A 24,293-nucleotide genomic window follows, 5' to 3' on the forward strand; every position below is an offset into this window, starting at 1 on the left:
CGACGCCGAATCCGGATCCGTCCGATCCGGCGTCGCCGACGCCGCCCAGATCGAACACGGACAGCTGCCGGGCACCCCCGTTCCCGCGGTGACCGTGACCCCAGAGCCCGGGGTCTCGATGTTCCCGCTGTCGTCCGCGGCCCTACTGCGGATGCGCAGCGTCCCGTTGGCGTCCGGGGTGAAGGTATAGGTCCACGAGGCCCGGCCGCTGGCGCGGTGCCAGGTGGTCCCGTTGTCGGTGGAGACCTCGACGCCGCCGACCTGGCCGCCGCCACCGTCGCTCGCGGTGCCGGTGACCGTGAGTGCGCTCCCGACAGGAACGGTCGCGTTGGCCGTCGGCGAGGTGATCGTCGAGGTGGGTGCGGTGGTGTCGGTCGACGCAGTCGCCGCGGTGAGCCCGGACTGCAGCGTCGTCGGCTGCACGCCCATGTCGGCCAGCAGGTTCACGGTGGCCTGGCGGGCGGCGACATCCGCCGCCGCGGAGCCGCGGTCGTGGTTGGCGTCGAGTCCCCAGGACCACTGGATGGTGCCGGCGCCGAAGACGAGCGCGCCGCTGGCGGCGCGGTAGAGCGTCATCGAGTGCGTCGCGTTCCCGCTGGCGTACGTCGATCCGTAGTCCTGCAGCACCTCGGCACTCGCGGTGGTCTGGGAGAGCCGGATCAACCCCGCGGGCCGCGAGCCGTTGTCGGCGTCCTCGTCCCACTCGTACCCGATCGTGTTGGTGCCGACCGTCGTAGTCTGGTTGGTCCCCAGCGTCGCCACCCGCGTGTTGCGCCAGAACCTCATCTTGCCGTCCGCTGCCGCGACGACCATGTTCGTGGCGCAGCAGTTGGAGGTGAAGATCGTGCCGGAGAGCGCGTTCTCTGGCCGCCCACCGTCCGCCGGTGCCCCAAAGCGAGGATCACGCCAGGTGGCGGTCGAGGTCGGCGGGTCCTGGGGGTCGATGACCGCGTTGGCGTGGGTTTCCTTGTAGGAGACCAGGGTCCGGTACGGCGTCCCGGAACCGTCGATGCTGTTCTCCCAACGCGTCTTCCAGAAGATCTCGTTACCGCTGAAGAAGGCAAGGTTGACCCCGGCGGCACGGGCGGCCTCGACGTTGGCCCGCTGCGGGCCCGACCAGTACTCGTCGTGGCCGACCGACAGGAAGACCTGGTGCTCGAGCAGCTCGGCGCCGCGGCGATCGGTGTCGACGCCGGAGGTGTAGCTGACGTCGTACCCGTTGGACTCCAACCAGCGCACCATCGGGTACTCGGCGTTGAAGACGAAGTCCTCCGGCGCGTTGCCACGGGTGGTGAACGGCCGGTTGTAGCTCACCTTGTAGGCGCGGCCGGCCGGCGATCCGGTGTAGAGGCTGTTGCCGCCGTAGGCGTTGTAGGCCTGCCAGGTCGTGTCGGAGGTCTGGAAGAGCAATGCGGAGTGCGCGTCGTCGTTGCGGACCACGAAGAAGACGTGGCTCTCGCCGCTCGTCCCGTCGGTGCGGACCAGGTGCGCGAAGTAGATCCCCGAGACGGCGTCGGACGGCACGGTCCAGGACGCGTTCTGCGTCCAGTTCCCGCAGTCGACCAGGCCGGTGGCGGAGGCGGTGACGCAGTTCGGCTGGTTGGTCACGATGGTGGTGGGGTTGACCGTGGCGATGAGGCGCGCCCCCATGCCGTTGTAGTAGCCCATCCGGTAGATGTCGAGGCGGTACGACGACGCGTTGGTGTCGATCTTGAAGCCCTGCGTCTCCCCGACGTTGACGCTCATCTGGGTCGCGAAGCCCTGGATGTTGCTGCTACCCGCGCCCGAGATGCCCCACTGGCTCTCCGGGTTCCCGGTCTTCGTGTTCTCGCACGCCACCGGGCTGACGATCGGGGCGTCGCACGGTGCCGCGACGGCTGCGGGGGCCGGGAGCAGCACCACGCTCAGCCCGGACGCCACCACCGCCCCGAGCACTGCCAGGACCCACCAGCGGCCTGCGCCACTCCGAAGTCGTCGTCGACCGTCCATCAACCGCCCCGATCACTCAGGCTCCCGAGCCGACCGGAGCGGGATCCGCGGCGGGGGGTGTCCAATTTCCGCCAGTGACGCGCGGGCGCGACAGACGATCCGCGCCGGGTCGCAGAATTACCGAGAATGAGGGATCAAGTGCCCGCTCGGCCTAGACCGGTGCCCGGTGGCTCAGCCGAACCGACCGTTCACGTAGTCGTACGTCCGGCTGTCCTTCGGCGCCTCGAACATGTCCCGGGTGTCCCCGTGCTCGACGATCACGCCCGGCGTGCCCTGGGCGGCGAGGAAGAAGGCGCACTGGTCGGAGACCCGCGCGGCCTGCTGCATGTTGTGGGTGACGATCACGATCGTCACCTCGCTCGCCAGCTCGACCATGGTCTCCTCGATCACCCGGGTCGAGGTGGGGTCGAGCGCCGAGCAGGGCTCGTCCATCAGCAGCACGCGCGGGCGCACCGCCAGCGAGCGGGCGATGCACAGGCGCTGCTGCTGACCGCCCGAGAGCCCGGCACCGGGCGCGTCGAGGCGGTCCTTCACCTCGTTCCACAGGCCGCCCTTGGTCAGGCAGGACTCGACCAGGTCGTCCTTGTCGGAGCGACGCATCCGGGTGCCGGTCACCTTCAGCCCGGCCAGCACGTTCTCCCGGATCGACATCGCCGGGAACGGGTTGGGCTTCTGGAAGACCATCCCGATCGCCCGACGGGCGTCGATCAGCCGCTTCTCCCGCCGGTAGATGTCCTCCCCGTCCAGCAGCACCTCCCCGGCGAGCTGGGCCGACGGCACCAGCTCGTGCATGCGGTTCAGGATCCGCAGGAAGGTGGACTTGCCGCACCCGGAGGGACCGATCAACGCGGTGATCTGCCCGGCGCCCATGGTCAGCGACACCCGGTCGAGGACCTTCCGGTCGCCGAACCAGGCGGTGATCTCGCGGGCCTCGAGCTCGGCGAGCGCCGGGAGCCGCAGCTCGCCGTACGGCGTGGCGGCGGGCAACCGCGGCGCGGCCGGGGCGACCGGGGCGGGCGCACCCCCGACGGCGTCGATCTGGGTCGTGGCGGGCTCGGCGTCGATCGGCTCGGACGCCGGGGGCTGGCTGGTCATGCTGGTACTCACTCGTCTTCCGTTCGGTGGTGGCGAGCCGGGCCGGCGGGTCTCCCCTGCCGGCCCGGCCGCCTGCGGTGGCTACCCCGTGATCACTTCTTGGTGATCGTGAACTTCTTGGTCGCGGGGACGCCCGCGGCGTTGCCGGCCCAGGTGATGGTCAGCTTGTTCTTGCCCGTGGCCAGCTTGCCCAGGGTCAGCTTCGCCTTGCCGTTGACGAGCTTGGCGGTGGCGACCTTCTTCGTGCCCTTGAGCACGGTGACCTTGCCGGTGGCCTTCGCCGAGACGCCCTTCAGCGCGACGGTGACGACGCCCTTGGCCTTCTTCGTGGCCTTGGCGAGCTTCGCCGGGAAGGACTCCTTGATGGTGGCGGTGGTCTTCACGGTGACGACGCCGCCGTCCTGCGAGGCCTGGAAGAGCGAGCCGACCACCGGGGCGTAGACCGCCTGGTAGGTGTGCTTGCCCGGGGTGAGGCCGGTCAGGGTGGCGGTGGCGGTGCCGCCGATCAGCGGCACGTCCTCGGCGACGACCGTGCCGCCCTCGGTGAAGGTGACGGTGCCGTCCGGCTTGGTCGAGCCCTTGACCACGGCCTTGAGGGTGGCCTTGCGGGCCGCGGTGCTCGCACCCGTGAGCGCGACCGTGGTCGCGATCGGCTCCTTCACGCCGCTCGTGGTGAAGTTCGAGGTCGAGCTCTGGGTCGCGACGCCGCACTCGCCGCCGTCGGCCTCGCTGGCGAGCTGCTGGAAGCCGGCCTCGGCGATCAGCAGCGCGCCCTGGTCGGAGCAGACGAAGCCGTCGGGGCCGAAGACGGACTGGATGTCGGCGTCCTCGAGGTCGTCGGCGCGGACCACGTTGTAGAGCGCTCGGTCCGCGGAGAAGCCGTCCAGCAGGGCGACGGTGTCGCCGAGCAGGCCGGCGCGACCCACGGAGAACGGCGCGATCGCGTTGGCGTCGCCCTTGATGTCGGTGTCGTCGTGCTCCTGCACCCGGACCACCGACGGCGCCAGCGTCACGGCCGTGCCGCCGTTGGCGGCCTTCAGCTGGTCGGTAAAGAAGCTGAGCGTGCCCGAGCCGTCCTGCGGCAGCATCGGGACGATGGTGCCGGCGGTGCCGCCGAGCTGGCTCCAGTTGGTGTAGGTGCCGTCGTAGATCCCGACGAGCTGCGCGATCGTGAGCGTGCCCGGAGCGTGCGAGGCGACGTCGTGGGAGACCGCCATCCTCAGCGAGTCCACCGCGAACGGGAGGAGCTGCAGGCCCGCGTCCTTCTCGGCGTCCTTGAGGCCGGAGGAGGAGCGCGCGAAGTCGATCTCGGGGTTCTCGTTGTCGCCGTAGAGCAGGCTCTTGCCGGCGGTCGAGCCGTTCGGCCGGGTGATCTCGTCGCCCAGGACCGAGACGGTGCCGCCGGAGGTGGCGGCGAGGGTGGCGACGTCGAAGTCGGGGGCCGGCAGCGAGGAGTTCCACGCCTCGGCGACCAGCTTCATGGCGTGCTGGGTGGTGTCCGAGCCGGCGCCGATCAGGTCGGAGCTGGCCGTGGGCAGAACGTCGTCGGCGTCGGCGGTGTACACGGCGTAGGACGGAGCGGCGCCCGCGACCACGGCCGCGGTCGCCAGGGTCCCGGCGACGATCCCCCCGAGCGTCTTGCGTGCAGACATTTCTTCCTCTTCTTCTCTCGGTGCATCACTTGGTTGGGTTGTGCAGGTCGGAAAGTCGGATCAGGTCGGTCAGACCAGGTTGGGCAGCAGCCGCATCGCGGTGTCGGTGGCCAGCCAGGCGAGCGCCAGGACCGGCGCGACGGCGACCACCCAGACCAGTCCCGCGGACCACCGCTGGAGCGCCAGCAGCGCGGCCGCGACCACCGCGATCAGGCACGTCAGCCAGAGGGTGAGCAGAGGCAGCGCCTCGGTGCCCGAGGCCATCGCCTCCTCCGAGGGCGGCACCACCGCGGGCACCCCGCCAGGGGCCGGGTGGCCCTGCGGGACCTCGGCGTCGACGTACAGCGCCGAGCCGGGGCTGAGCGCCGCCAACCGTCCCTCACCGGCCGCCGTGACCAGCGTCAGGCGCGCGGCGCCCGACGCGGCCGGCTGCGGGAGCGGGTCGCCGTCGCGACGTACCCCGAGCACGCGGAGGTTGCGCTTCCCCTGGGCGGTCGTCACCTCGACCAGGTCGCCGGGGGCGAGCTCGGCGAGGCGCTCGAACGGCGCGCCGTAGGTCACCGAGCGGCCGTAGACGAGCGAGGTGCCGACCTGCCCGGGCAGCACGGTGTTGCGCCGGTGCCCCGGCCCCGCGAACAGGTCCCCCGCGGCGGTGCCCTCGACGACCACCTCCTGCACGCCGATGGCGGGGATCCGGAGCAGCGCCACCGGCTCGCCCGCCGGTACGACGGGCCCGACCGGTGCGGTGGCCCCGGCGAGCTGGGCACGGAAGTCGCTGTGGAGCAGCGCTTGAGCCCGGTCGTGCGAGACGGTGCCGAGGAACAGCAGGTGCACCAGCAGCCACAGGCACAGCACCGCGAGCACGGTCAGCGAGGTGCTGGCCGCGAGGTTGCCGGCGCTCGGCTCCGGTCGTGGTGGCCGGGGCGGGCGCTCGGGCCGGGCGGCTCGCTGGCCGCGGCGGCCCTTCCCGGGCCCGCCGGCCGCCGGCGCGGTCGGCGCGGTCGGCGCGGTCGCCGTCGGCGCGGAGGTCCCAGCCGGCGCGGGCGGCACCGGTGAGGTGGCGGGCGGCGGTGCGGTGGCGGTCACGGTCGACCTCCTCGCCGCGTCCCGACCAGCCGGGTGACCAGCGACGCCGCGGCCGCCAGCAGGCCCAGGACCAGCAGGGTCGGCAGCATCGCGAACGCGGTCGTGGAGCTGGCCGCCTCGGTGGCGACGACGGTCTCCTCGGGCGGGGTTCGCTTGCCCTTCCTGCCCTTCTCGCCCGGCGTGGCGGGCGGGGTGGGCTCGGCCGGCTCCTCGACCGCCGGCGGTGCCGGCGCCACGGTCGCCGGGCCCGGGTCGGGGGTCGCCGACGGCTCCTCCTCGGCGGGCTCGTCGGGCTCGGGTTCGCTCGGCACCTCCTGTGCCTCGACGGCGTCGGCGACCCGCTGGGCCGCCCGCCACAGCTTCGCGGTGACCCCCGTCCTGACGATGGGGAGGTAGCCCTCGGGCAGGTCGCCGTTGTCGCGACCGACCCGCTGGCCCTCGGAGACCGCGATCCGGATGAAGGAGGCGACCGTGGCGGCCTCGTCGGCCTCCATGCCGGTCATCCGGGCCGCGGTGTGGACGACCTGGGTGCCCGGGTAGGCGGCGCGTGCGGCGCGCACGTCGGCCGGGTCGAGGGCGAACGGTCCGTAGTCGTCGCCGTCGGCCTGGGCCGAGATCCCGATCGCCGCGGCCAGGGACCCCTGGGTGGGCGCGACGTAGGTGCCCTTCGCGGTGGCCAGCGAGGCGGTGCGCAGCCCGTAGCGCTCGGCGTCGCCGAGGCTGACCAGGCCGAGCATGAACCGCGCGCCGTAGGACTGGCGGTCGATCCGGCCGACCTTCCACCCGGCCACCGACGTCAGGTCGGCGTCGCACCGGGTCTGCACGTTGGGCCAGGAGTCGATCAGCGCGTCGGAGATCTTCCGCAGCGTGGTCACCGGCGCGGCCAGCTGCGTCAGGTAGACCGACGGGTTGGCCTGACGGCACGGGTCCTGCGTCTCGGGCGTGTAGGTGTCGAGCAGCGGCCACTCCGCGGTCGGCAGCGCCAGCCCCTCGTACGACGGGTTGACGGTCATCCCCCACGGGTCGGCGTCGCCGTCGACGAACGCCGTCGCGTCGGCGTCGGCGGCGATGTACGCCGTCAGCTGCTCGACCTGGTCCGAGGAGTTGGACAGCGAGAGCAGCGTCGCCGCCGCCTCGGTGTCGCGCTGGCTCAGCCCCGGGTTGAGCTTGATGAACTCCGGGTCGCTGAGCAGGGAGAGCGGGTTCTCCTCGAGCCCCGGGTGGCCCCGGCCGAGCGCCGAGCCCGGGTAGCTCTGGGTGAGCAGCTTGGCCAGCAGCCGCGGGTTGAGGTTGAGCCGGGGCACCTCGCCGCCGTTGTCGGGCCTGTCGGCGACGTAGCCGATCGCGAACCCGGTGACCGCGGTGGGCGCGTAGCCGACCGGGTCGTCCCCGACCTGGTCCTTGCGCCCCGAGACGAAGGCCGCCGCCGTCTCGCCCTTCTCCATCAGGTTCCACCCGGTCTGGTCGGGCATCTGGTTGAGCTGGAACTTGAACCGCTTCCGGTTCAGGCAGTAGGCCGGCGCCCACTGCAGCGCCGCCTGGGCCATCAGCTCGGAGCCGGAGAAGCCGACCGGCGCCCGCGGGTCGAGCACGTCGCACGCGTCCGGCGCCAGCCCGAAGGTGATCGGGATCGAGAACCGGTGGCGCCAGTTGGACTCCGACCACCACAGCGCCGGGCCGACCGCCTCGTCGATGCCGAGGCCGGCGAAGTTGCTGCTGCCGGAGGCGAACTCGCCGTACTGCCGGCAGTTCCTGTCGACCGTGCCGACGGGGTCGGACGACGCCCCGCAGCTCAGGCCCGCGATCGGCACCACGACGATCGAGCACGCGACCTCCGCGGAGCAGCCGAGCGACTCGTTCTCGACCGCGGAGCGGACCTCGAAGTCGACCGAGCCGGCGCCGTCGGCGTCGGAGAACGCGGCGACCTCTGCCGCGGGGAACGCCGCGCCGACGGCGGCCTCGGGCGGCATGGTGTCGCGGTCGCAGGCGGGGAAGACCGCGCCCGACGCCGCCACGAAGGGGGTCAGGTGGCTGTAGAAGCTGGTGGAGTCGCGGACCGTGGTGCAGGCGTCCTCGGGGACGTCCGCCAGGCCGGAGAGCCGCTCGACGTCGGCGTCGGCGGCGTAGCGGTCGACGGTCCACAGCGCGGCGCTCGGCGAGGTCAGCACCTGCGAGCGCTGGAAGTACGACGACGTCCAGCAGGTCTGCCTGCTCAGCTGCTCGTCGGCGGGCAGCTCAGGGTCGTCGGTGCCGCGGCACTGCAGCACCACCACCGGGTACTCCTGGGCCAGCCCCTTCTCGCCGTACGGGTTGCTGGCCCGGCCGCCGCTGGGCGGGGCGCCGGTCCAGGAGATCCGGATCCGCTCGCGGCCGCGCAGGTTGGTGGTGTGGTCGGCGCTGACCGTCATCGAGTACGAGCCGACCGTCTTCTCACCGGTCGCCTCGACCATGGTCCGCTCCAGCGAGCGGGTGGCCCGGTAGGTGCCGCTCGCGGCGTCGGAGGTGGAGTCGGGTGCGGCGGCGACCAGCGGGGCCACCGCGTCGGCCCGGGGCGCCGGGGCCGGCGCGAGGACGACGAGGGAGAGCAGCCCGCCGAGCGTGGCGCCGACGAGGGCGCGGGTGCGGTTCACGGACGGCCTCCCCGACGCCGGTGGAGCACCGCGACGACCAGCCCGGGCACCAGCACGAGCGCGAACAGCTGGAGGACGGCGAGCACACCGAAGGGCCGCTGGTCCCCGGGCCGTGCCGAGACCAGCGTGGGGTTGGCGTAGACCGCGGCGCCGGCCGCGTCGGTGGGAACGGCGGAGTCAGCGGCCGGCAGGCCGGTCTCCGGATCGACCTCGGCGGCCGGCCCGTCGGCACCGACGCCCGGCCCGGAGCCGGCGTCGTCGGCACCGGCACCGGCACCGCCGTCGGCGTCGGCAGCGGCGGGCGCGTCCGGGTCGGCAGCCCCCGGCGTACCGGTGTCGTCGGTGGACGGCTTGTTGGTGCCGGTCTCGGTGCCGCACGGCCCGGCACCGACCTTGTCGCAGGCTGCGGGCTGCGGCGCCTTGTCGGCGAGCACGTTGTGGCTGAGGTTCGTGCCGTCGAAGGTCGGGTTGTTGCAGCTGCGCACGTCCCGGTCGGTCAGGTTGACCTCCGGGTCGGCCTTCTTCAGCTTCGCGACCTGGTCGAACCCGGCCTGGACCAGGTTCAGCGGCAGCGGCGAGTAGCCGTAGGAGCCGGCGCTGGTCTGGCCCGCGCACAGCGAGTAGTAGACGAAGTCGGCCAGGGTCTGGCGCTTGGCGGTGGTCATCCGGGCGTCGGTGGCCGAGGTCGGGATGACCATGTAGGAGTACGACGAGATCGGGTAGGCCCGCGGGTCGGGGTTCACGTAGACCCCGTCGAGCTCCTGGGTGAGCGTGCTCGGGTTGATCTTCGCCTTGGTCAGCGCGACCGCGGTGTTGTACTGGGTCGGCTCCACGAAGTAGCCGGCCTTGTTGAGCACCTTCACGACCGGGTAGTTGGCGTTGACCGGGTAGGAGTACTCGACGTAGCCGATGGTGCCGTTGCCGGCGAATCCCTTGACGGTGTTCATCACCTGGTCGGAGCCCGCCTGCGCGACCGTCCGCGACCCTGACTTGCGCGGGTAGTACGAGGTGAGGCCGGAGTGCCCGAAGTAGGGCCGCCAGATGCTCGGGTACTGCGCGTCCATCCACGTGGTGAACTGCGCCGTCGTGCCGGAGCCGTCGGAGCGGACCACCGGCGTGATCGCCAGCGAGGGGAAGGTGCGCCCGTTGTTGTCCTCGGCGATCGCCGGGTCGTTCCAGTTGGTGATCTGGTTGGTGAAGATCTTGGCGATCGTCTCCCCCGACAGCCGCAGGTTGCGGACCAGCTCGTTGCCGATCTTGAGCTGGTAGGTGAAGGCGGTGCCGCCGGCCACGATCGGCAGGTAGGCGTAGGGGCGGTCGGACTTGTCGGCGTTCCCGTTCTCGTCGACGCCCTGGTAGGGGATCTCGGAGATCGCGAAGTCGTTGGTGGACTGGGCGAAGTCCTTGCGCCCCTTGCTCGACCCGCCGCCGGTGTAGACGACCTTCATGCCGTTGGCGTCGACGTCGGCGATCCACTTCTGGACGATCAGCTCCGACCAGGTCGACCCGGTGCCCTCGATGGTCGTGTACGTCGTCCGCTGCACCAGCGGGACCGCGGCGGCGCTGCCGGCGCCGGCGAGCGCGAGCAGGCCCGCCAGCGCGGCGGCGAGCAGGAGTGGGAGGGGGCGGCGGTTCATGACGGGCGGACCTCGGGTGCGGGTGCGGACGGGGGGACGGTGGCGCGGGCGGCGCCGGCTGGAGGGACGACCGGCGCCGGCCCGGTACGTCGACGGGCCATGCGGCGCGCCGCGTGGAACCAGGCGACGGGCAGCCGGCCCAACCGGCGGAGGACGGACGGCCGCGCGCGGCGCGGGCGGGCGATCAGACGCGCCGCCACGAAGAGCGTCAGCACCATGACCATCAGCACCGCGGCCGCGCCGAAGCCGCGCTCGATCGCGATCGGGACGCCGCTGCGGGCCTGGGTGTAGACGAAGAGCGGCAGCGAGTTCATCGCGCCGTCGAACGGGTTGACCACCAGGAACGGCGCCGCGCCGGAGGTGAGCAGGACCGGGCTGGTCTCCCCCACGCCGCGGGCGACGCCGAGGATCACCGCGGTGGCCAGGCCGGGGCGGGCGGTGGGCAGGACGGCGTGCCACACCGTGCGCCAGCGGCTGGCGCCGAGCGCCAGGCTGGCCTCGCGGAGGTTGTTCGGCACCACGCGCAGCACCACGTCGGCGGCGCGGGCGATGATCGGCAGCATCATCACCGCGATCGCCAGGCCGGCGGCGAAGCCCGAGCGCGGCAGCCCGAGCGCGAGGATCACCGTGGTGTAGATGAACAGGCCGGCGACGATCGAGGGCAGCGCGGTCATCGCCTCGACGACGGTCCGGACGACCCGCGAGAACCGCCCGCCGACCTCGGTCATGTAGACCGCGGTGCCGATGCCGAGCGGCAGCGCGATCGAGATCCCGATGCCGAGGTGGATCACCGACCCGACCATCGCATGCAGGATCCCGCCCTGGTCCAGCGGCGCCTTGGGCTCGACGCCCGCCATGTCCTCGGTGAAGAAGGTCCAGTACGTCAGCGGCCGCCAACCGCGCACGTAGACGAAGACCACCGCGGAGACGATGGCCGCACCGACCGCCAGCGCCCCGGCGGTCACCACCACCCCGGACAGCCGGTCGCGTACCTCCACCAGCGTCGAGGTCATCGCGGTGAGCAGGCCGGTCATGATCAGTCCGGTGCCGAGCAGGAAGACCAGGAACCAGGCCAGGCCGCTCAGCGGCAGGAACCGCTGGGTGATCAGCCAGGTCATCGCCAGCGCCGCCGCCCAGGCGCCCACCCGGGCGAAGGTCTCGTCCGCGGTCGGGGCACCGACGGCGCGGCGCGGCACGGCGGGCGGCGCGTCCAGGTCGTCGCGGTCGCGCAGCGGCAGGTAGGTCGTCATGCGTCACCGTCCCCGGCGCGGCTGCGGTTCACGATCACCGCGGCGAAGGTGTTGACCACCAGGGTCAGCAGGAACAGCACGAAGCCGGCGGCCAGCAGCGCGGAGAGCTGCGCCGGGCTGGCGTCACCGAACTGGACCGCGATCAGCGCGCTGACCGAGTTGGTGCCGATCTCGAGGACGTTCCACTTGATCTCGAAGGCCGGCGAGATGATCAGGACCACGGCGATGGTCTCGCCCAGCGCCCGGCCCAGGCCGAGCATGGTCCCGCCGATGATGCCGCCGCGGCCGAACGGCAGCACGACGGTGCGGATCACTCCCCAGCGCGTGGCGCCCAGCGCGAGCGCGGCCTCCCGCTCGCCGGGCGGCGACTGCGAGAAGACCTGCCGCATCACCGCGCAGGCCATCGGCATCACCATCATGGCGACCGCGATGCCCGCGCAGAACGCGCTGGCGACGTACCGGCTGGTGTCCCAGACGGCGGCGTCCGGGTCGGATCCGCGCACGTCGAAGAACGGCACCCACGGGAACGTCGACTCCAGGAAGCGGGCGAGCTCGGCCGCGTGCGGCATGACCAGGAAGAAGCCCCACAGGCCGTAGACGATCGACGGGATGGCGGCCATCAGGTCGATCACCGAGACCAGCAGGCCCCTGGCCCGCGCCGGGGCGTACTCGCTGATGTAGAGCGCGGTCAGCAGCGCGAGCGGGAACGCGAAGCACATCGCGACGGCCGCGATGGAGACCGTGCCGACGAGCACGCCGCCGATCCCGATCACGTCCGACTCCGGCTCCCACCGCTCCTCGGTCAGGAAGGAGAGACCGTAGTGCTGCAGCGTCGGCACCGCCTGCCAGGCGAGGAAGACGCCGACGCCGCCGGTGATGAGCAGGACGGAGGCGCCGACGGCACGTGCGGCGTGCTCGAAGACGGCGTCGGCGCCGGTGGCGCGGCGACTGATCCGGCGCGGGGTCGCCTCGGGCGCGCCCGCGTCGTTGACAGGCAGGGTGGTCACGCATCGTTCCTGGTCCGTGGCCGCCCGAGAAGGGGCCGTGCTGGCGCCGCGCGGATTCGCTCGGCGGGGCAACACTGGAGGCGATGCGCGACCGGACGGGGTGCACCGGATGAACGGCACCGGAACGCCAGCGGTGCAGTTGCGCTACGCGAAACCCCCCTCTGACCTGGGATGATCCAGAAGAGGGGGGCGATCTGGCCCGTTCGGGCCAGGCAAGCCGGGACCAGGGCCCCGGGCGGAGGTCAGGCGGTCGGCGGCCCCACCAGCAGGGCGGCGCCGGTCAGCGCGGCGACGGCAAGGGCACCGACCACGGCACCGCGCAGCGGCCGGCGCAGGACCCACGCCGCGGAGCGCTCCAGCAGCCCCGTCGGGGCGTCGGCGCGCAGGCGCCAGGTGTCGGCCAGCCAGCCGCGCTTGACGGCCCGCCACTCCAGCGGCAGCGTGGCGAAGGGCGGCACGGCCGCGGCCAGCGCGAGCAGCGCTCGACCCGGGCGCCAGCGCTGGTCGACCGCGACCAGCACGGTCGTCACGACGTAGGCCACGAAGACCACGCCGTGCAGCATGCCGAAGACCCGCACGCCCAGCTCGGTGGTCTCGCTGCCGTACTTGAGGTACATGCCGAACAGCAGCAGTGCCCAGGTGACCACCTCGGCGATCGCGACACGACGGAACAGGCGGGTGGGGGTCATCGGGAGGCCTCCTCGGCGCTCGTGTCGGTGGGCTCGTTCGCGCTCTCGGCAGCCGCGAGGTCGGCCTTCCACTGCCGGAACGACTCCTCGGTGCGCCCGACGCGCCAGTAGCCCGACACCGAGGCGTCGGCCCGCGGCACGCCGCGCTCGGTCAGCAGGTAGGGGCGGATGCCGTGCATCACTGCCTGCGCCTCGCCGTGCACGAAGGCGTGCACGCGGCCCGGCAGCCACTCCAGCGACCGCACCGCGTCGACCAGTGCGGCCCGACCGCCGCCGGCCGAGCGGTGCAGCCAGGTCACGCCGATCCCCGCAGGGGCGTGCAGCGGCTGCTCGTGGTCGGCGTCGGCCACCTCGATCACGACGTGTCCGACCGCCTCCGCGGGCAGCGCGGTCAGCGCCTGACGGATCGCCGGGAGCGCGGCCTCGTCGCCGGCGAGCAGGTGCCAGTCGGCGTCGGGGTCGGGCGCGTAGGCGCCGCCGGGGCCGCGGACGGTGATCGTGTCGCCGGGCTGCGCGGCCGCCGCCCACGGGCCGGCCACGCCCTCGTCGCCGTGCACCACGAAGTCGATGGAGAGCGTGCCGGCCTCGACGTCCGGCTCCAGGGCGGTGTAGGTGCGCATCACGGGGCGCCCACCGGCGGCGAGCTCGGCCGGGTCGCCGAAGACCAGCTTCACGTACCGGTCGGTGTGGGCGCTCCCCGCGAAGGCTGACAGGTCGTCAGCACGGAACCGCAGCCTCACCATGGAGGGGGTCAGTCGCTCGGTGGCGACCACGGTCAGCTCGGTCAGCGGCTTGCTCACAGGCGTGGACCCTAGCCGCGCGCACCCACCACCTCCCAACCGTCACCGGGCGCCCTCGACTTCCCACAGTTTGGCGATGTCAGCACCCTGCCCAGACCAGAAGGTGGTTCCTGGGCGCGAGCCCCCCTGGTCGCCGGGACGGGTCCAGGTGCCGACGGCGTCACACGCCCCCCTGTGACGTGGTACGACACCTCGATCTGTGCGTCTGCCGCCACCCCGTCGGCGGACGCCCCGGCGACCAGCGCACGCCCCCAGCAAGGCCCCGTCGCGAGTCTTTACTAAGACCGACCGTGTCCATCTCTTCCCCCGTCCTCAATATCTGGTATAGCGTCGCGGTCGCGGTGGAGACGCGGTGAAACGGGACCCTAGGTTCGCCAGCGAGGCACTCGGGAAGCCTCGACGGATGGGTCGGTTTCGCTCGACTCGCCGCAACGGGACAAGGGACTGTCGCGCGCAGGTTGCTGGGAACGAGGGCGGCACACAGGCCGTCTGCAGTTGCGGTTGACCCCACGGGGTCGCCCGCGGCGTAGGGGACGTGGACTCGGGGACACGGGATCACACAAACGGGGACGCCTGGACGGTTCGCCGTCCAGGAAAAGGGATGTCATATGCGCAACCCATTGCCACCTGGCATCTGGGGCTGGCCGGCGACCGCGCTGGTACTCCTGGTGACAGCAGCACCACAGCTATTTTTCCAACTCACCGCACCAGACGCACTGGCCGTGAACCAGGCGACGACGGTCGCCCAGGTCGTGGTGGCGTCGCTGTGCGCGGCCTCCGCGGTCGTCGTCTACTTCCAGTACCGGGTCAGCCGGCTCCAGGTCCTCGCATGGACCTCGCTCGGCATGGCGATCTACGGCACCGAGTCGATCGGCGTGGCCATGATCCAGCTGAGCGGTTCCGGGGAGATTCTTCAGCCCGTCTGGACCCTCATGCTCAACCTCGACATCGCGATCGCGGTGGCCGTGGCGGCGTACCTGAGTCGTAGCCGGACCTGCCGGGTGGACCCGCTCGCCACCGGCACGCTGATCGGGCTGACCGTCGCCTTCCTGCACTCGCTGATCGACACGACCTCCCCCGCCCCGCCCGAGTGGCTTCCGGCAGTGGGGATCGGCGCTCTGACGATCGCGCTGTGGACGTTCTCGGCGGCCACCCTGGTGCGCAGCACCTCGCCGGTGCACCCCTGGGTGACGCACCGGATCGGCGTCGGCTTCGTGGCACTCGCGACGGGCCGGGTGGCCGGCCTGGTCGACGTCCCCGGCGCCACCGCGACCGCCCTGGTGCTGACGAACCTCGGCGGCATCCTCGTCGTCTGCGGCAGCCTCGCCGGCCTGCGCCTGGAGATCCAGCGCCACGAGGAGTGGCTCGAGTCGCTGGGCAGCCAGCTCGCCCGGCTCGAGGAGGACCAGATGGACCAGCGCTCCCGCCTGCACGAGATCACCAACACGGTCGCCGGCATCGCCTGCGCGTCCAACCTGATCCGCAGCAGCGACGACCTGTCCGAGCAGTACCGGTCCCGCCTCGAGGAGATGCTGGACCGGGAGTCCGCGCGACTGGCGCGGATCCTGGCGGGCACGGCGGACGAGGGCGCGGCACCAGGCGCGCCGGACGGCACCCTCGACGGCTCCGACAGCGCCGATCAGGGCGGCCGCACAGCCACTGCGGTCGATCTGGACACCCTGATCCGCCCGCTGGTCTCGGCGCAGCAGGCCCTGGGGCGCGAGATCCGGTGGAAGCCGTCAGGTGTCTCCGCGACCGGGGACGCCGACGCCATCACCGAGGCGCTCAACATCCTGCTCGACAACTCCCGCAAGCACGCGCCCGGGGCGACCACCACCGTGCTCGCCCGCGAGGTGGCCGGGTCGACCGAGGTCGTCGTCTCCGACGACGGCCCGGGCATCGCCCCCGAGATCGGCGAGCGCTCCTTCACCTGGGGCGAGCGCGGCCCGTCCTCGAAGGGCCAGGGCATCGGCCTGAACGTGGCCCGCACCCGGGTGGAGCGCTGCGGTGGCTCCCTCGAGGTGGCGCCGGCCGAGGTGGGCGCGACCTTCGTGGTGCGCCTGCTGGGTGGCTCCGACACGGGGCCTGACCGGGTCCGCGGCACCAACGGCCGCGCGAGCCGGGGCACGCGGGGCGAGCTCGACCAGCTCACCGACCTTCCGGAACTGGCACTGCACCAGGCCGGCACCTTCGAGGAGGCCTCGTGATCGGCAACAACGGCACCAACCGTCGCCCGCGGGTGCTGATCGTCGACGACCACGTCCTCTTCGCTGAGTCCCTCGAGCTGAGCCTCAACATGGAGGGGTACGACGTCCGGCGGGTGCCGGCGGCCAACATGACCCCGAGCCAGCTCCTCGCCGGCGTCACCCGCTACCAGCCTCGCGTGGTTCTGCTGGACCTGGATCTCGGCGACCTCGGCGACGGCGCGCGCCTGATCAACCCGATCGCGCGCACCGGGGCCAACGTCGTCGTGCTGACCGCCTCGACGGACCGCTCGCGGTGGGGCGACTGCGTGCGCCAGGGCGCCCGCAAGGCCATCCCCAAGACCCAGCCGCTCAACGAGATCCTGTCGGTGGTCCGCAAGATCTGCCAGGGGCTGCCGGTGATGGACGCCTCCGAGCGCGAGGAGCTGATCAGCCTCTGGTCCGAGCAGCGGCAGCAGGAGCACGAGCTGCGCGAGCGGCTGGAGCGTCTCACCCCGCGCGAGCGGGAGGTGCTCGGCCAGCTGATCGCCGGCCACCCGGTGCGGGAGATCGCCCGGTCCAGCGTGGTCTCCGAGGCGACGGTGCGGACCCAGGTCAAGGCGATCCTGGCGAAGCTGGAGGTGACCTCGCAGCTCGCGGCGGTCGGCCTGGCCCGACAGGTCGGGTGGGCCCCGCCGTCCCCCAACGGCGCGGTCTCCTAGGACGACCCAGTTCCGGTTCCGCCTGCGGTGCCGGAAGCGCCGGGTCCGCCCTCCCGGAGGCGGGCATAGCGCGCGACGGCCGCCAGTTGGGACGAGACCCCGAGCTTGCGCAGCACCGACCGCACCTGGTGGCGGACGGTGACCACCGCGACATCGCGCGAGTCGGCGATCTCCTGCACGGTGCGGCCGGCGTAGAGCTGGTCAAGGACCTCACGCTCGCTGCGGGTGAGGCTGGCGAACGCCTCAAGCAGTTGCTCCCGCTCTCCGCGGGCGCGCTCCCACGCACTTCGAAGTCCGGCGTCCTCGACCTCCCGAAGCCGACCCCCGCTGGCGACGCCCCGCGCGGCCGCCACCACCTGGTCGAGCGAGCTGGATCGGGGCATCACCAGCGTGGCGCCGGCCTCGAGCGCCGCACCCCAGAGCGGGCCGGGCGGCACGGCGGTGAGCACGATCCAGCGCGTCACCCCGCCCCTCTCCACCAGCTCGCGGATCGAGGTGAGCATGTCGGTGTGGTCGCTCTCGATCAAGGCGATCCCGACCGGCAGCAGTTGCCGACCCTGGACCGTCCCCGCGGGAAGGACCGCAGCCCACCCCTCGGCGTTGGCCTCAAGCCCAGTGGCGCGCAGTGCGGCGGCCACGGCCTCGGCGATCAGTGCCTGATCGGAGACGACGACGACCTCCAGCGAAGTCGCCCCACCCTGCCCGCTGGAGGGCGGCGGATGTCCGGCCAGATCCGGCATCGGCCCTCCTTCCGTCGACGCCTGCTCGGAGGGGAGGCGGCACGCGCCTCCCCCCATGGGTGCCGACCGGTCAGCGCTGCCCCGCGCGGCCAACGCCCAGCGCGTTATACGAACCCCACCGCATACGGCCGCGCGCCTCGTCACCCCGATTGGGTAACTGCAACCCAGTCGACCCGGTACTCGAGCCCCCCGTTCCTAGGTTCGTAGCGGCGGGGAGCGTGGCTCGAGAGGGCACAGACGGCGAGGAGGGGGCATGCGAGGTGGGCCGCTTCTGGCGACCGGGCTGCTGGTGGCGGCGATAGCCGTTCTCGCCGCAGTGGGTGGCCCCAACGACAGCAGTGCGAGTGCGCCACCTGCGCAGCCCGGGTCGGCGCACGGTACGGAGAGCTCCGTCGGGGCGAGCGACACCCCCAGCTCGGCCCAGGGGTCCGCACCGGTTCCCCTGGCGACCGACGCGGACGGCTTGGGTAGCGGTGGGGCGGCTGACGGCACCGCGACCGGCAACGCAGGCATCGAGCCCGCGCCGTCGGCGGAGCCGACCGGCAAGCCCGGCGAGGTGGTGGCCGAACAGGAGCGGAACGCCCCCGAACCGGTCCTGGCCCGGGTTCCCGCGGACGGTGCCAGCTACGGGAGGTTGGTGGGCTCATTCCCGCACCAGATCCTCCCCCGCGTCCCCGGCACCCAGGTGATCTCCAGCAGCCTCAGCAGCGAGGGCACCCGGGTCCAGGTCAGCCTGGTGGCCACCGGCGCCGGCGCGAACAAGGTGCTGGCCTTCTACCGGGAGCACCTCGGCCGGTATCGCTTCCACGAGGTGCCCTCGGCAAGCGTGCCCGGCGCCGAGTCGGCCGGATTCGCGTGGAAGGAGAGCAGCGTTGTGGTCACCGCCGGTCCCGAGGCCGAGCACTACACGGTGTTCGCCACCCTGACCGCCAGGGCGGCCTGATGTACGTCTCCGTCCGGGACCGACCTGGGTCCTCGCCCGGCAGCGCGCCCGACGCGAAGCGACGCGTCGCCCCCGTGGTGGTCACGCTCGGCGTGGTCAGCATGCTGACCGACATCTCGTCGGAGTCCGTCGCCGCGGTGCTCCCCCTCTTCCTCACCGTCGGCCTCGGTCTCTCCACCGCGGCGTACGGCGTGGTCGAGGGCCTCTACCAGGGTGTCAGCGTGCTGGCGCGCATCGGCGGCGGCTGGCTCTCGGACCGCTCGGGCCATCCCAAGTGGGTCGCCTTCCTCGGCTACGGGGTCAGCGCTCTCGCGCGGGTCGGCTTCCTGGCCGCCGGGGGCCTCGGTGCCATTGCGGCGGTCATCACCGCGGACAGGGTCGGCAAGGGCATCCGCACCGCGCCCCGCGACGCCTTGATCGTCGCCGCCAGTCCGCCGTCCCAGACCGGCTACGCCTTCGGCGTCCATCGCACCCTCGACACGACGGGCGCTGTGATCGGCCCTCTCCTGGCGTTCGCGATCCTGTGGTGGATCCCCGACGGGTACCGGACCGTCATGGTGGTGTCGCTCGCGTTCGCCATCGTGGGGCTTGCTCTGCTCGGTCTCTTCGTCGAGGACCCGACGGACGGCTCGGCTAGAGCCGGCGCGGCGGAGTCACCCGCCGGGTCCGGCTTTAGGTGGCGCAGCCTGCTCGCCCCGGGCATGCCTCGCGTGCTCGTCACGGCCGGCGCGCTGGGTCTCCTGACCGTCGGCGATGGATTCGTATACCTCGCCCTGCTCGACAGCGGCGGGTTCGCCCTGCACTGGTTCCCTCTGCTCTACGTCGGCACCAGCGCCGCCTACCTGGCGCTCGCCATCCCTGTCGGCAGGCTCGCCGATCGGTACGGCCGGGCACGGACGATGGCGCTGGGCCACACGGCGCTGATGGCGGCGTACCTGGCAACCGTAGCGCCGCTCGGGGCCGCTGCCGCCACGCTGCTCGTCCTCGGGTTCCTCGGGCTTTTCTACGCTGCCACCGACGGCGTGCTGGCCGCTGTCGCCGGCACCGTCGCCCCGCCGGAGGCGCAGGCGACCGGCATCGCGGCTGCGCAGAGCGTCGTCGCCGTCACGCGGATGTTCGCGGCGTTCGGGTTCGGGCTCGCCTGGGCTGTGCTCGGTCCGGCGACCGCGATTCTGGTCGTCGCGACCTTGCTGGCCCTCATCATTCCCGGCGCATTCCTCGCCATGACCGGCGTCGACCGTGCCAGAGTTGGCCGGTGAACCGGGACCGAGCGGTAGGCAGCAACCAGGACGGCCCACGCCGATGGCTCAACGACCACCGCGTGGCCGTGTTCGTCGGAATCGCGGTCACGGTTGCTCTCGTCTCCATCGGCGTCGTAGCCCAAGCGGCCCACCGGTTCGACGAGCGGCACTCCGCACCTCCGGACGTGGCAGTCGCGTCAGGGTCCGCGGACCCTGACGCTCCGCGCATCTACTTCCGGCACACCGGGGTCGACAACAGTTACGGGCTGCTCGCCTCGGTTCCCCTCGCCGACCCCGGTGGCGCGCGAAAGATCAGCGACGTCGCATGCGACCGTGCCTATGTCGTTCCCGACACGGTGTCGTGCCTGCGCACGCTGCGCGGCGTGGTCACCCGCTACCGCCTGGTCGAACTGGACGCCGACCTGAACGAGTCGAGCTCGGTCGCACTGCCCGGGATGCCGAGCCGCACCCGGATCTCGCCGGACGGATCGCTGATCGCAACGACCACCTTCGTGGCGGGCCACTCCTACATGCAGGAGGGCTTCTCGACAGCGACCGAGATCCGCAAGGTCGGCGGCGGGGGGTACGGCAACCTGGAGAGGTTCACCCTGATCCTGGACGGCAAGGAAGTGCATCCCCGGGACCGGAACATCTGGGGCGTCACCTTCGCCGACGACAACGCCTTCTATGCCACCGTCGCTACCGGCGACCACACCTGGCTGGTCCGGGGCGACCTCGAGGCGCGGACGCTCACCTCACTGCGCCAGAACGCGGAGTGCCCATCGGTGTCCCCGGACGGCGCCCGCATCGCGTACAAGGTCGGCGACACGGCGTCCGGAACCCACTGGTCCTTCGCGGTCCTGGACCTGGCCACCGACGAGGAGACCGTGCTCAAGGGCGAGACCGCCAACGTCGACGACCAGGCGGAGTGGCTCGACGACGACACGATCCTCTACGGCCTGCCGCGCGACGACGAGGCGGGGGTCACCGACGTCTGGTCGCTCGACACCACTGCCGACGCGACGCCGCAGCTGCTGATCGAGCAGGCCTGGTCGCCAGCGGTCGTGCGCTGAAGCGTCAAGACAGCCAGCCACTCGGTCAGTTCCCGCGGTCCCCCCAGCGGCCGTGCCGGCACACCGCCCCAGAGCTCGACGGCCGGGAGATCGTTCAGCAGCGCGGTACCCAACACCAGAACCGACTCGCCACCGATCTCGACCCGCTCCCGCACCGATTCGGCAACGCCGAGGTAGTCGCCGGAAAGGCCCACCTGTCGCCTGCGGCGAGGATCTCCCGAGCGAGTCAGCCGCCGGCGACAAGGAGCGGGCCCGTCATCAACTCGGCGCCGGGTCTCGGAGAACGTCGATCACCCGCTGTTGCTCGGAGGCGAGCAACTGGTGGTAGAGCGGGAGGATGAGCGTGTTGCGGGTCAAGCGTTCGGTGGCCGGCAACGGGACTACCACGCCGCGGTGATCGGCGTACGCGGGCTCGAGGTGTGCCGCCATGATCCCCCGACGAGCGGAGACCCCTGCCCTCGCCAGCGCGCCGAGCAGCCCGTCCCTGCTCACCGGGTAGTCCTCGCGCACCTCCACCCAGTACGACTGGTAGTTGGTGGTTCCGTACGAGGGATCCTCGACAGCCCGGAGACCATCGATCTCCGCGATCTCCTTGGAATAGGCGGCGGCCAGCTCGCGGCGACGTCGCACCACCTCGCCAAGGCGTTCGATCTGGACCAGACCGACGGCTGCCTGGAGGTCGGTCATCCGATAGTTGAAACCCACCTCCGCATACTCCTCGGGCCCCGAGAGTACCTCCGCGTGGCGCGACGCCGCGGACGCCGACATCGCATGCTCCCGCAACCGCCGAGCACGCAGAGCCCAGGCGGCGTTGGTCGAGGTCAGCATGCCGCCCTCGCCGGTGGTGAGGATCTTGCGAGGGTGGAACGACCATGCGGCCACCTCGGCGCCCGCTCCGACCGGGCGGCCGCGGTAGACGGACCCGGCGGCACAGGCGGCGTCCTCGATCACCGTGATGGCCATCGGCTCGCAGAGCGCCTTGATGGGGTCCAGGTCGACCGGCACCCCACCTTGGTCCACCGCGATCACGGCCGTCGTCTCGGGCGTGAGCGCCGCAGCGATGGTCTCGGCGGTGATATTCCCCGTGACGGGGTCGACGTCGGCGAAGATCGGCGAGGCGCCTACGTACGTGGGGGCGTTGCTCGTCGCGATGAACGAGTAGGACGGGACCACCACGTGAGACCCAGGGCGGACCCCCGCCACGACGAGGGCCAGGTGCAGCGCCGACGTACAACTTGACGTCGCCACCGCGTGATGAGCGTCCTGCATGTCGGCGAAGCGGCGTTCGAACTCCGCGACCCTCGGCCCCTGCGCCACCCAGCCGGACCGGAGCACGTCGGTGACCGCGGCGATCTCGTCCTCGCCCAACCACGGCTGCATCACGTTGATGCGTTTCACGAGACCACTCCCGCTAGCCGACGTCCTTCTGCGATCTCCGCGCGCAGCGGCCGCCACCAGTCCACCAACTCGCGAAGGCCTTCCTCGAGCCCGATCTCCGCGGTGAACCCGAGGTCGCGGCGCGCGGCCTCGACATCGGCAAGTCGTCTGACCACGCCGTTGACCGCACGCTCGGGGCCGTGCTCGACGGAGAGGTCGGAGTCCATCGCCCGCAGCAGGGCCGAAGCCAGCTCGGCCAGGCTGGTCTCCGCCCCGCTCGCGATGTTGTAGACACCCTCGCGCACGGGGGCGAGCGCCGCGAGCACGTTCGCGCGCGCGATGTCCCGGGTGTGGACGAAGTCCATCGTCTGGGCACCGTCGCCGAAGATCAGCGGCGGCTGACCGTCGGCGATCCGCTCCATCCAGCGCACCAGCACTTCGGTGTAGAGACCGTGGACGTCCATCCGCGGCCCGTACACATTGAAGTAGCGAAGCGCGACGTAGTCGAGGCCGCTCATCGCGCGGAAGCTGCGCAGCATCCCCTCGTTGAAAGACTTCGCCGCACCGTAGAAGGTGTCATTGTTGTGGTGGTGGTGACGTTCCGTGGTCGGGAACACCTCTGCCATCCCATAGACGGACGCGGAAGAGGCCGCGACGATCTTGTCGACGCCCGCGGCCGCCGCCGCCTCGACGACGTTGAATGTACCGTCGACCAGCACCTCGAGGGCCAGCCGGGGTTCTTCCGCGCACTGGGTGATCCGGATCGCGGCCTGGTGGTAGACGAGGTCCCGACCGCGGGTCAGGTCGTGCACCAGGTCGCGGTCGACGACGTCGCCCTCGACGAGCCTGACCTTCCCCGTGGCGCGGGCGGCATCCAGATTCGCCAGCCGCCCACGGACCAGGTTGTCGAGGACGACGACGTCCGAGGCGCCAGCGTCGACCAACTGGTCGACCAGCGTCGATCCGATGGTGCCGGCTCCGCCGGTCACCAGCACGCGGGCACCTTGGAGGGCACTCATGCGCCGACCTCCTCGAGCGGGGCTGGGTCCGGGGCCGCGACGGATACGAGGGTTCCCCCTGCGGCACGACTCCGGTCACAGGCGCGCAGTACGCCAAGGACGCGCAGACCCGCCTCCCCGTCGGTGAGTGGGGCGCGGCGCTCCCGGATGCTCCCCGCGAACTCGGCGACCATCGACGCCAGCGCCTCCCGCTCGGGTAAGGCAGGGGCCCAGGTATCGCCCAGCCTGTAGGAGACCGTCGCACCCGCGCGGTCGATGCTGTCGACCGCCTGCTGCGTGAGGTCTACCCCGCGGTCGTAGACGCTGAGACGTTGCTGCGGGTTGAGGTCGTCCCAGACCAGAGTCCGCTCGGAGCCACCAATGACCATCTGGCGGATCTTGGTCGGGCTCAGCCAGTTCACGTGGACGTGGGCCATCACGCCGTCTCCCAGCGGGAGGCTGAGGTAGCCGACGCAGTCCTTGCCAGCACCGATCGGGTCCGCCCCTTGGGCGGCGACGCCCTCCGGCCGCAGGCCGCCGGGCAGCACGAAGTCGAGGATGGAGAGATCGTGGGGGGCGAGGTCCCAGAAGACGTCGACGTCCGGCTGCACGAGCCCGAGGTTGATCCGGACCGAGTCCACGAACAGCACCTTCCCCAGCGCGCCGGAGGCGACGAGCTCGCGAATCTTGAGGACCGCTGGGGTGTAGCAGTAGGTGTGGTCGGCCATCAAGACCAGGCCGCGCTCGGCGGCGAGGCGGACCATCGCCGCGCCCGCCGCGGGCGTGTCGGCCAACGGCTTCTCCACAAGGACGTGCTTGCCGGCCGCGAGCGCACGTTCGGCGATCGCTCGGTGGGTTCGGGCCGGGGTCGCGATCGCAACCGCGTCGACGTCCGTCCGGGACAGCACCTCCTCGAGGTCGGTGACCACCGCCACCTCGCCGCGTCCGGCCACCGCGGCCCTCGCCCGGTCCAGGTCCAGGTCGCACACCGCACGGAGTGCCCAGTCGCCGCTGCTGGCGAAGTTGCGGATCAGGTTGGGCCCCCAGTAGCCCGCGCCGACCACGGCTACGCCGAGCGCTCGCTTCCTCGTCATTGCGCTGCTCCCTTTCCGGTTGGTTCCACCATTCGATCCGGCCACCCGCCCGGCCGCTGGGGCACGGGCCCGGGTTACCACAACTTG

General features: G+C 72.0%; 19 protein-coding genes. 5 read left to right on the plus strand and 14 right to left on the minus strand.

Annotated elements, in window-relative coordinates; translation table 11 throughout:
• The 10 genes from E8D34_RS15990 to E8D34_RS16035 form a co-directional block, all read right to left on the minus strand.
• Nucleotides 1–1,935, minus strand: a 1,935-nt coding sequence (locus E8D34_RS15990) for a N,N-dimethylformamidase beta subunit family domain-containing protein (protein ID WP_240771399.1), incomplete at its 3' end; no start/stop codon positions are given.
• 225 nt (nucleotides 1,936–2,160) lie between these two features.
• A complete protein-coding gene (locus tag E8D34_RS15995) occupies nucleotides 2,161–3,084 on the minus strand; it encodes a phosphate ABC transporter ATP-binding protein (RefSeq protein ID WP_136595659.1) in 924 nt (307 codons plus the stop codon).
• Nucleotides 3,085–3,176: 92 nt separating this feature from the next.
• Complete coding sequence (locus tag E8D34_RS16000; RefSeq protein WP_136595660.1) at nucleotides 3,177–4,736, minus strand: substrate-binding domain-containing protein; 1,560 nt, start codon at nucleotides 4,734–4,736, stop codon at nucleotides 3,177–3,179.
• 69 nt (nucleotides 4,737–4,805) lie between these two features.
• Nucleotides 4,806–5,822 carry a class E sortase gene (locus E8D34_RS16005; RefSeq protein ID WP_136595661.1) on the minus strand — a complete coding sequence of 339 codons (1,017 nt, stop codon included), beginning with the start codon at nucleotides 5,820–5,822 and terminating at the stop codon, nucleotides 4,806–4,808.
• The gene (locus tag E8D34_RS16010) at nucleotides 5,819–8,452 is read right to left on the minus strand and encodes a hypothetical protein (protein ID WP_136595662.1); all 2,634 of its coding nucleotides are present in this window, start codon (nucleotides 8,450–8,452) and stop codon (nucleotides 5,819–5,821) included. The genes E8D34_RS16005 and E8D34_RS16010 overlap by 4 nt, the downstream gene beginning before the upstream one ends.
• Nucleotides 8,449–10,089: a substrate-binding domain-containing protein gene (locus E8D34_RS16015; protein WP_136595663.1), complete on the minus strand. Its 1,641-nt coding sequence runs from the start codon at nucleotides 10,087–10,089 to the stop codon at nucleotides 8,449–8,451. Before E8D34_RS16015 ends, E8D34_RS16010 begins: the two co-directional genes overlap by 4 nt.
• Nucleotides 10,086–11,339 carry a phosphate ABC transporter permease PstA gene (gene pstA, locus E8D34_RS16020; RefSeq protein ID WP_136595664.1) on the minus strand — a complete coding sequence of 418 codons (1,254 nt, stop codon included), beginning with the start codon at nucleotides 11,337–11,339 and terminating at the stop codon, nucleotides 10,086–10,088. Before pstA ends, E8D34_RS16015 begins: the two co-directional genes overlap by 4 nt.
• On the minus strand, nucleotides 11,336–12,346 hold the full coding sequence (gene pstC / locus E8D34_RS16025) for a phosphate ABC transporter permease subunit PstC (protein WP_240771400.1): 1,011 nt from the start codon (nucleotides 12,344–12,346) through the stop codon (nucleotides 11,336–11,338). Before pstC ends, pstA begins: the two co-directional genes overlap by 4 nt.
• A 242-nt stretch (nucleotides 12,347–12,588) precedes the next feature.
• On the minus strand, nucleotides 12,589–13,035 hold the full coding sequence (locus E8D34_RS16030) for a DUF3817 domain-containing protein (RefSeq protein WP_136595665.1): 447 nt from the start codon (nucleotides 13,033–13,035) through the stop codon (nucleotides 12,589–12,591).
• On the minus strand, nucleotides 13,032–13,835 hold the full coding sequence (locus E8D34_RS16035; protein ID WP_136595666.1) for a siderophore-interacting protein: 804 nt from the start codon (nucleotides 13,833–13,835) through the stop codon (nucleotides 13,032–13,034). The genes E8D34_RS16030 and E8D34_RS16035 overlap by 4 nt, the downstream gene beginning before the upstream one ends.
• A gap of 722 nt (nucleotides 13,836–14,557) precedes the next feature.
• Between E8D34_RS16035 and E8D34_RS16040 the strand changes: the two genes are divergently transcribed.
• Nucleotides 14,558–16,042: a HAMP domain-containing sensor histidine kinase gene (locus E8D34_RS16040; protein WP_168929476.1), complete on the plus strand. Its 1,485-nt coding sequence runs from the start codon at nucleotides 14,558–14,560 to the stop codon at nucleotides 16,040–16,042.
• A complete protein-coding gene (locus E8D34_RS16045; protein WP_240771401.1) occupies nucleotides 16,039–16,740 on the plus strand; it encodes a response regulator transcription factor in 702 nt (233 codons plus the stop codon). The genes E8D34_RS16040 and E8D34_RS16045 overlap by 4 nt, the downstream gene beginning before the upstream one ends.
• Here the strand turns inward: E8D34_RS16045 and E8D34_RS16050 are convergent.
• On the minus strand, nucleotides 16,737–17,480 hold the full coding sequence (locus tag E8D34_RS16050) for a LuxR C-terminal-related transcriptional regulator (protein ID WP_168929477.1): 744 nt from the start codon (nucleotides 17,478–17,480) through the stop codon (nucleotides 16,737–16,739). The two genes, E8D34_RS16045 and E8D34_RS16050, sit on opposite strands and share 4 nt — an antisense overlap.
• 463 nt (nucleotides 17,481–17,943) lie before the next feature.
• Between E8D34_RS16050 and E8D34_RS16055 the strand changes: the two genes are divergently transcribed.
• The 3 genes from E8D34_RS16055 (at nucleotide 17,944) to E8D34_RS16065 (ending at nucleotide 20,737) form a co-directional block, all read left to right on the plus strand.
• Nucleotides 17,944–18,423 carry a hypothetical protein gene (locus E8D34_RS16055; RefSeq protein WP_136595669.1) on the plus strand — a complete coding sequence of 160 codons (480 nt, stop codon included), beginning with the start codon at nucleotides 17,944–17,946 and terminating at the stop codon, nucleotides 18,421–18,423.
• Between the two features lie 101 nt (nucleotides 18,424–18,524).
• Nucleotides 18,525–19,682: an MFS transporter gene (locus E8D34_RS16060; protein WP_206056761.1), complete on the plus strand. Its 1,158-nt coding sequence runs from the start codon at nucleotides 18,525–18,527 to the stop codon at nucleotides 19,680–19,682.
• Nucleotides 19,683–20,047: 365 nt separating this feature from the next.
• Nucleotides 20,048–20,737 carry a PD40 domain-containing protein gene (locus E8D34_RS16065; protein WP_206056762.1) on the plus strand — a complete coding sequence of 230 codons (690 nt, stop codon included), beginning with the start codon at nucleotides 20,048–20,050 and terminating at the stop codon, nucleotides 20,735–20,737.
• A 258-nt stretch (nucleotides 20,738–20,995) separates the two neighbouring features.
• Here the strand turns inward: E8D34_RS16065 and E8D34_RS16070 are convergent, their stop codons facing one another.
• From E8D34_RS16070 to E8D34_RS16080, 3 genes are read right to left on the minus strand one after another with little or no spacing between them, the layout of a single operon-like run.
• On the minus strand, nucleotides 20,996–22,105 hold the full coding sequence (locus E8D34_RS16070) for a DegT/DnrJ/EryC1/StrS family aminotransferase (RefSeq protein ID WP_240771403.1): 1,110 nt from the start codon (nucleotides 22,103–22,105) through the stop codon (nucleotides 20,996–20,998).
• Nucleotides 22,106–22,131: 26 nt separating this feature from the next.
• On the minus strand, nucleotides 22,132–23,109 hold the full coding sequence (locus tag E8D34_RS16075; protein ID WP_240771404.1) for an NAD-dependent epimerase/dehydratase family protein: 978 nt from the start codon (nucleotides 23,107–23,109) through the stop codon (nucleotides 22,132–22,134).
• Between the two features lie 20 nt (nucleotides 23,110–23,129).
• A complete protein-coding gene (locus tag E8D34_RS16080; protein ID WP_136595672.1) occupies nucleotides 23,130–24,206 on the minus strand; it encodes a Gfo/Idh/MocA family oxidoreductase in 1,077 nt (358 codons plus the stop codon).
• Nucleotides 24,207–24,293 lie beyond the last annotated feature (87 nt).

The sequence above is a fragment of the Nocardioides sp. GY 10113 genome (genome assembly GCF_004919105.1).
Classification (GTDB): Bacteria; Actinomycetota; Actinomycetes; order Propionibacteriales; family Nocardioidaceae; genus Nocardioides.